Origin of the sequence: Synechococcus sp. H55.9 (assembly GCF_047462355.1) — a bacterium.
In the GTDB taxonomy this organism is placed as follows: domain Bacteria; phylum Cyanobacteriota; class Cyanobacteriia; order Thermostichales; family Thermostichaceae; genus Thermostichus.
This window is the reverse complement of record NZ_JANSJB010000055.1, coordinates 5,076-12,352: the sequence shown is the minus strand read 5'-3', so window position 1 is coordinate 12,352 and position 7,277 is coordinate 5,076. Positions and strand designations below refer to the sequence as shown.

The 7,277-nt window shown below is 60.8% G+C and carries 7 protein-coding genes and 1 pseudogene; 5 read left to right on the top strand and 3 right to left on the bottom strand.

Going from position 1 to position 7,277, the window contains the following annotated elements; all coding sequences use genetic code 11:
• The 3 genes from deoC to rpaB all read left to right on the top strand — a co-directional run.
• Positions 1–543 (top strand): deoxyribose-phosphate aldolase (gene deoC / locus NW857_RS08455; protein ID WP_414368650.1); only part of this gene is annotated, 543 nt, incomplete at its 5' end.
• The gene (gene recO / locus NW857_RS08450; RefSeq protein ID WP_414335056.1) at positions 540–1,346 is read left to right on the top strand and encodes a DNA repair protein RecO; all 807 of its coding nucleotides are present in this window, start codon (positions 540–542) and stop codon (positions 1,344–1,346) included. The genes deoC and recO, both read left to right, overlap by 4 nt.
• 505 nt (positions 1,347–1,851) lie before the next feature.
• A complete protein-coding gene (rpaB, locus tag NW857_RS08445; protein WP_414335055.1) occupies positions 1,852–2,580 on the top strand; it encodes a response regulator transcription factor RpaB in 729 nt (242 codons plus the stop codon).
• On the opposite strand, the gene NW857_RS08440 is transcribed toward rpaB, so the two are convergent.
• The 3 genes from NW857_RS08440 to NW857_RS08430 form a co-directional block, all read right to left on the bottom strand.
• On the bottom strand, positions 2,565–4,364 hold the full coding sequence (locus NW857_RS08440; RefSeq protein ID WP_414368648.1) for a tetratricopeptide repeat protein: 1,800 nt from the start codon (positions 4,362–4,364) through the stop codon (positions 2,565–2,567). The two genes, rpaB and NW857_RS08440, sit on opposite strands and share 16 nt — an antisense overlap.
• Before the next feature lie 168 nt (positions 4,365–4,532).
• Positions 4,533–4,733, bottom strand: a complete 201-nt coding sequence (locus NW857_RS08435) for a DUF2811 domain-containing protein (RefSeq protein ID WP_011430239.1) — start codon at positions 4,731–4,733, stop codon at positions 4,533–4,535.
• A 611-nt stretch (positions 4,734–5,344) separates the two neighbouring features.
• Positions 5,345–6,019, bottom strand: a complete 675-nt coding sequence (locus NW857_RS08430; protein ID WP_414368647.1) for a RibD family protein — start codon at positions 6,017–6,019, stop codon at positions 5,345–5,347.
• 89 nt (positions 6,020–6,108) lie between these two features.
• On the opposite strand from NW857_RS08430, the gene NW857_RS08425 reads away from it, so the two are divergent.
• Both NW857_RS08425 and NW857_RS08420 read left to right on the top strand, forming a co-directional pair.
• Positions 6,109–6,510, top strand: coding sequence for a hypothetical protein (locus tag NW857_RS08425; protein WP_414335052.1), 402 nt, complete (start codon positions 6,109–6,111; stop codon positions 6,508–6,510).
• Between the two features lie 133 nt (positions 6,511–6,643).
• Positions 6,644–7,277 (top strand): annotated as a pseudogene (locus tag NW857_RS08420) (hypothetical protein); the annotation flags it as partial.

Here is a 7,277-nt window from a genome sequence, read left to right as displayed (position 1 = left end):
CCACCTTGTTACGTGCCGCGGGTGGTGGAGCGGCTGCATGGATCCCCGGTCAAGGTAAGCACGGTGGTGGGGTTTCCCTTGGGCACCACCACTGCGGAGGCTAAGCTCTATGAGGCTCAACTGGCGGTGGAGCAGGGGTGCCGGGAGCTGGATGTCCGCATCAACTTGGCCTGGCTCAAGGCGGGGGAGCTGGATCGCCTCCATGCCGAGATTGCCCAACTGGTGGAAGAAACGGGGGTTTGCGTCAAGGCCATTTTGGAAACGGCCCTCTTGACCGAGGCAGAGAAAAAGCTGGCCGGGGAGATTTGCATCGATGCGGGGGCAGCTTTTTTGATGACCTCCACCGGCTGGATGGGCGGGGCGACGCCGGCAGATGTGCAACTGTTGTGGCAGCTCAGCCGGGGTAAAGTGGGGGTGAAAGCTTCGGGCGGCATTCGCACGCTGGCTCAAGCAGAGGCCATGATCCAAGCAGGGGCCAGCCGCATCGGCACCTCTTGGGGGCTGGAGCTCATGCAAGAGCTGCAAGCCAGAGGAACCGCATGAGTGGGCGCACCTATCGGGTGACGGGCATCAACCTAAAGGGGATCCCGCTGGGCGAGTCGGATCGGATCATAACCATCTTGACCCGCGAGCAAGGCTTGATCCGCGCGGTGGCCAAGGGATCCCGTAAGCAGCCTTCCAAGTGGGGAGGGCGAATGGAGCCCTTTGTCATCAACGAGCTGCTGATCGCGCGGGGGCGCTGGTCTGCCCAGACGGAGGCCTGCCAACGTCTGCAGCGCATTGTCCAGGTGGAAACTCTCCAGACTTTTCCTCGTCTTGGCCGCAGCTTGGCCCATCTCACGGCGGCCCAGTACCTGGCGGAGGTGGCCTTGCTACTGGCCTTGCCCGACCAAGCCCAGGAAGAGCTGTTTGTGGTGTTGGTGGAACACTTGCAACGCATCGAACGGGCCGCTTCGGAGCGGGCCGTTTTGCCTTTGCTCATCCATGGGCTGTATCACCTCCTGGCGTTGGCAGGGTTCGCTCCCCAGGTGCAAGCCTGTCACTTCTGCGGGGGGGGGTTGGTCGATAACGTTTTTTTCAGCCCGCAATTGGGCGGCTTGGTCTGCGATCCTTGCCGGGTGGCGCAGCGGCCCAGCCCAATTGTCTGGGTCTCCAGTTCCGTCCTGCAAGCTTTGGGATCCCTGCCCAGTCCAACTTTGCCCCTGGCCGAAGATTCGCTGCCCTTGGCGGCTTGGCTGGAGGCAGAACGTCTGTTGCGGCGCGTTTTGGAGCATCACGCCGACCGCGAAATCCGTTCCGCTGGCCTGCTGGACAGTTGCTATACTCTTCCCACTGCCAACGGCTAGGGAGTGGCGGCAGCCACTTTTTCTGCCGAATAGCCATTCGAGTCATTCCGACCCAGCGCAGCCCTTGTCGCAACCTGAAGAAGTTGTGAAGGTATGTATCAAGTTGGGCTAAATTGCCGCAGAATAGAGCGTCAAGGTGGGGTAGCAGCCGTTTCTGGATGATAAATTAGGGAGTAGAAAGTAACTTCTTACGAAGGTTTCTCAGGTTTGGCAGGGGTCAACCGCAAGGGTTTGTCAGGGGGCCACGCCTGTGCTGCTGGACAAAGTTTAGAACTTTAAGATCGAGTCCGGTGGCCAAAGAGCCTGCTGTTCTGTGTCTGTTTCCCAGGGCTGCATCCTTGAGGTGCGGCTTTGGCCGCCAACAGACGAGGAGTTGGGGGGTCTGAAATTCCCTGGGCAAACCCATCCATTCCAGATCGGCCCCATTGCATCTGCTCACCCCAATTTAGCGCTTGCCTCAATTTTTCTAATCTTTTTTATTGAGAAGTTCAGGAGTTGCGGCACCGTGGAAGCACAGCGTAAGGAACGGATTCTGGTGGTCGACGACGAGGCTAGCATTCGACGCATTTTGGAAACCCGTCTGTCCATGATCGGGTACGACGTGGTTACGGCTTCGGATGGCGAGGAGGCGCTGGAGGTTTTCCACAAGCAGGATCCCGACCTGGTGGTGCTGGATGTGATGATGCCAAAGCTGGATGGCTATGGAGTTTGCCAGGAGTTGCGCAAGGAATCCGACATTCCGATCATCATGCTGACGGCGTTGGGGGATGTGGCCGACCGCATCACGGGGTTGGAGCTGGGGGCAGACGACTATGTGGTCAAGCCCTTTTCGCCCAAGGAACTGGAAGCCCGCATTCGCTCGGTGCTGCGACGGGTGGCGCGGGCAAGCCACGAGGGGATCCCCAGTTCTGGAGTGATTCAGGTGGGGGATATCCGCATCGATACCAACAAGCGGCAGGTCTATAAACGGGACGAGCGCATCCGCCTGACCGGGATGGAGTTCAGTCTGCTGGAGCTGTTGGTCAGCCGCTCGGGGGAGCCGTTTTCCCGCTCCGAGATTTTGCAGGAGGTGTGGGGCTATACCCCGGAGCGCCATGTGGATACGCGGGTGGTGGATGTCCACATTTCGCGGCTGCGGGCCAAGCTGGAAGATGACCCCAGCAATCCAGAGCTGATCCTGACGGCCCGCGGCACCGGCTATTTGTTTCAGCGCATCGTTCAGGGCGAGGAATAGGTGGGGTTTTGAGAAGGGATCCCTGACAGCGTCTCTTCGAGGGCGACCCGCACCTGCCGCAACACGCCAACCCAGTCTCCTGGTGTGTTTTGCCGAAACAGGCGCATTGTCTCAGGGTACCAGGGGCTGTCTTGCCGCTGGAGGAGCCAGCGCCAATCGGCGGCAAAGGGCAACAGCACCCACACCGGCTTGCCCATCGCGCCGGCCAAATGAGCAACGGCTGTATCGACGCTGATCACCAGATCCAACTGGGCAACGGCTGCGGCTGTATCGACAAAATGGCGAAAACGGGATCCCAACTCCATCACCTGGTGCTGTTCCAGGAGGGATCCCACTGGGCTTAGATCTTCCCCCACCTGTAGGCTGACCCACTGGATGGCGGACGTTGGCAATTCCCGGAGCAGCAAGTCCAAAGGACAACTTTTCAGCCTTTGCACGCGGTTTAGCTCAGGGTTGGCGCGGCGGCCACTGGCCCATACCAGTCCCACCTTCAGTTTTCGCGGGGGAAGCTCTGGCCAATCTTCCGGCCAGGCCGAGCTCCCATCGGGACAGGTCAGATAGGGGATGCGGGCGGGAATTGTCTCCAGCGTGGTGCCCAGGCGGTGGGGCAGGCTGAGCAAGGGCAGGTGCTGGTCGAAAGAGGGCAAGGGATCCCTCTCCGAGATAACCTGTACCTGGGGGAAGGCGGCTTGCACCAGCTCGACGAGGGATCCCTGACAGCGGAAGAAAATTTGGGCTGCAGGATGGGCGGCGGCCAAGAGCGGCAGGTAGCGCACAAACTGAATCGTGTCCCCCAGCCCTTGTTCGGCGTAGATCAGCAGCGTCTGCTGGCCCAGAGGGGATCCCGGCCACAGGGGCGAGAGGAAGCGCGGATAGGCTGCCCCTTGTCGCTGCAGCCGCCATTCGTACTCCCGCCACCCCTCCTCATAGCGGCCCAGGGTGAGCAAGGCCGTGCCCAGGTTGTAATGGATCTCCGGCCAGTCGGGGGCCAACTGCAGGCCGCGTCGATAAGCCTCAATAGCGGCCTCGAGTTGGTTTTGCTCTTGCAGGACGGTGCCCAGGTTGTTGTGGGGCTGCGCCTCCTCCGGCAGCAGCGGGATGGCCTGTCGCAGACAGTCGGCGGCCTCCTCTAGGCGGTCTTGTAGGTGCAGGCAGTGGCCGAGGTTGACGAGAATCCGCCCCTCCTGCGGCGCCAGGGCGAGAGCGCGGCGAAACCAGGCTTCCGCTTCCCCAAGCTGGTTGTCGAACAGGAGGGCGTTCCCCAAAGCCGCCAAAGCATAAACTTGGGGAGGCTGGGCTGCTGCGGCCTGGCGCAGCACCGCAATCGCCTGCTCCCGTTTCCCCAAAGCCAGCCAACAACTGCCCAACCGCAAGAGCAGTTGCCCATCGGCAGGAGCAAAAGCCAGGCCCTGTTCATAGGCGCGCGCCGCTTCCTCTGGGTTGCCGAGCTGCATCCAGGCATCGCCCAGCTCCTGCCAGGCTGGCACCCAATCCCTTCTCAGATGCAAAGCCAATTGCAGGGGGGTCAGGGCTTGGCAGGGATCCCCCATCTGCAGATAGAGGGATCCCAGCAACGCCTGGGCGGCGAACAGGTGGGGATGGGCCCGGGTAAGCTGCCGGCAGAGGTGCAGTGCCGTCTCCAGATCCCCTGCTTGTCGGTGGCGCTCGGCCAGCGCCAGGGTCGCCTCCGGGGAAGGGCAGGGGGGTAGAGCGGAGCCTCGTCCTAGGCCCTTTGGCCCAGCCGTCTGCCGGTCGCTTTTTCCTCGCCCGAAGCCCTGTGGCACGGTTTTTCCCTTGGTGGATCCCTTTTTACCCTTCCCGCCGGCATGCGGCAACAGCGGGACATCTTCCTACTCAGGTTAACAGTTCAGGTTAGTAGGACGTTCTTGACAGAGTGTTCCTAACCCCCCGCCCATGCATCGGGCCATCCTCGGGGCTTGCCTTCCGAGGGCTCAGTTGCGGCGAAACAGGCTGTCTAAGTAAATACGGGCGGCGCGCCGATCTGTGTCTCCGCTCTGGAGCAGGAATAGCGAGAGTGCCGCCGTCACCACCCGATCTTGATCCCAGTCGGGGTGACGAGAGAGGTAGTTTTTGAGAGTGTCGTGTAGCTCCTCGGGAATTTCGCTCAAAATGCTGACGGTGGGAGAATCCATAGCCCAACCACCTACTCGGGGTTAACAGTGAAACCAAGAAAACCTAGGGATCCGGCCAAAACCGGGCCTGCCTAGAAGGGAATCGCAAACAAACCAACCCAGCTCTCTAACTTGGGTATGCCGGGGGCCGCATCAGCCCCGTCAAAAGCAAGACAGTCTGTAGAAGTTTGCCCCTAGCCCGTCCGGCAGCGGCCAGAGGATACCAGGCTGCCCCTTGGCCTTGTCTCAGGCAGGAGAAGGGATAGAGTTCTTGGGCAAAGGGTTCTTTGCCTCTGAGGAGAGCTGCCAGGAAAATCTCCCCCTCACCTCAGGTGCGGCTATTCTGCCCTCTGCCCCATGGGGGCTGTCAATCCTGGGCAGCGGCTCCAAGTTTGTTAGAGTCCGCCGCTGGTTTTGATGCCATCGGCAAAAACGGCGCGATCCCGTTACATTTCTAAAGGTGTATCCGCTTGAACTTTCCAGTTTGGACTTTTCCACAGAAACCCTCGCTGCCGTTTCCTGTGGCAAGGAGTCTGTGGAAAACAGCCCGCCCGCCTGTGGAAAGTCTGGGGAAAACCTGTGGATTTCTGAGAAATCTAAATTTGTCCAAAAATTTTTTCTCGCGAGCCCCCTCAGGGCCACTCGACCCGGTAGCGCAAAAACAGCTCCTTAGAGCCACGGTGGCACTCCAGCAGCTCCAGCTGGGGCGGGGATCCCTGCAGTTGCCAGCCCTCGATGCTAGCCGGGGCATCGGCATACCCACTCAGCAACACCGGCGCCAGGGTTACCCACAGCTCATCCAAGCTCCCTGCCTGCAAAAACGCCCCCAAAAGCCGCCCCCCGCCCAGCAACCCCACCCGTTCAATGCCCAAACTGCGCAGGCGGGCCAGCCGTGCCAGTAGATCCCAATCGGCAGCCACCCAGATATCTGCAAAGCCGGTGCGGTTCTCCCAAATCCGGGATCCCTGGGGAGTGGTCCACAGCCAACGGGTGAGGGGCTGCCGAAAAAACGGCAAATCCTCAGGAATATCCCCGCTGCCGGAGCAGATGATCGTCAGAGGCTGAGGGGAGAGGCCCTGCTGGAGTCGGCGTTGGATGAGCTCGGGATCCCGGAGGCGAAGGCTGGTGCCGTAGGCCCGCAGCGTGGCCGCCCCCATAATCAAAGCCTGTTGCCGGGCAGCTTGGTTTTCCAGGTGCCGATAGTCTTCGGCGCTGGCGAAGTGGGGCCTTTGCCCGCGGTGAGCTGCCAGCTTGCCATCCAGACTTTGGGCCAAGATGGCCACCACATGGGGACGAGCCGTTTTCAAAGGCAAATCGGGAGCAATCGGCCAGAATAGAGTTGACAGGGGTCACCCCCTTGCCGCTTTGGTTTTGGGGTCACCTACGCGGGACAAGGATGCTCGGGACATTCCAATCTTCCACCATCCGCATCGAAGTCGAGGCCAGTGCATCGACGATACAGCGCTGCTTGACCGAGGTGGAGTTGTTGCAGCAGTGGATCTGGCCACAGCAATTGCAGGGATCCCTGCCCGCCAGGCTGGAGCCGGGCAGCACCTTTGCCGTCCAATGGGGCCCCCTCTCGATCCTGCACCAAGTGGAAACCCTGCTGCCGGAACGGCTGCGCCTGCTGATGTGGGGCGGAGCCGATGGCTACTGTGATTGGCGGTGGGGGAACGGCTGGGTGCAGTTGCGGGTAGAAGCCGTTTCTCTCTTGCCCTTGGGCTTGGGACAATTGCTGATGCTGCGCCGGCTTCAGCAGTTTGCTCAGAGCCGGGAACAACGGCCTCTTGCAGCTTAAAGATGGACATTCCTGCAACATCCGTGGATCCCCGGCTTGACAAAATGCATCACAGTTGCGCTCCCTCGCCTTTCTAAGAATTTTCCGACATGATAGCTGTAGTTAAGCTTACTCCTCATGTCCGAGAGGCCCCATGAATCCGTTGACCAGCTCCAGCCCAGCCGCTATTGAGCGGGAGAAGTTCGAGATCCGCTTGGGGGAAGCCCTCAACAAAGCGGGGTTGCTCACCCCCGCCCAGTTGGCTCAGGCCATGTGGGAAAAGGCGGACAGCCCCCTGATGTTGGGGGAGCTGTGTATGCAGCACGGCTGGGTTGCCCCGCAAGATCTCTATCCTTTGATCCCGGTCGAGTTGGTGCGCATCGGCGAGATCCTGGTGCTGCACGGCTACCTGGAGCTGGAGCACGTGTATCAAGCTCTGCTTCAGCAAAAGCACCACCCCGAGCGCAAGTTGGGGGAGATCCTGGTGCAGCAGGGCTGGGTGCAACCCCACTGGTTGGAGTGGGCCCTCGACAAGCAGCAGCAGCTACGGCGACGGCGAGGAGCTGCCAACAGTTGGGAAGTGATGGTGGAGCAGTGGTCCACCATTCCGGATCAGCCTCCCCTCTACGCTTCGCCGCTGCAGGCAGCGCAGCAGGTTCACAAAGCTACCGCGCAATACAAAGCCCAACTGGAGCGCTACCAAGAGCAGGTTGCCGCCCTAAAGGCGCAACTGGAGCAGGAGCGACAGCACCAGCAAGCTACAGCCGAGCAGTTGCGGCAGCAGATTG

What these genes read in the sequence shown, in the direction of transcription:
- recO (WP_414335056.1), top strand. Translation starts at nt 540, where the DNA reads ATGAGTGGGCGCACCTATCGGGTGACGGGCATCAACCTAAAGGGGATC.
- NW857_RS08435 (WP_011430239.1), bottom strand. Translation starts at nt 4,733, where the DNA reads ATGGATTCTCCCACCGTCAGCATTTTGAGCGAAATTCCCGAGGAGCTA.
- NW857_RS08425 (WP_414335052.1), top strand. Translation starts at nt 6,109, where the DNA reads ATGCTCGGGACATTCCAATCTTCCACCATCCGCATCGAAGTCGAGGCC.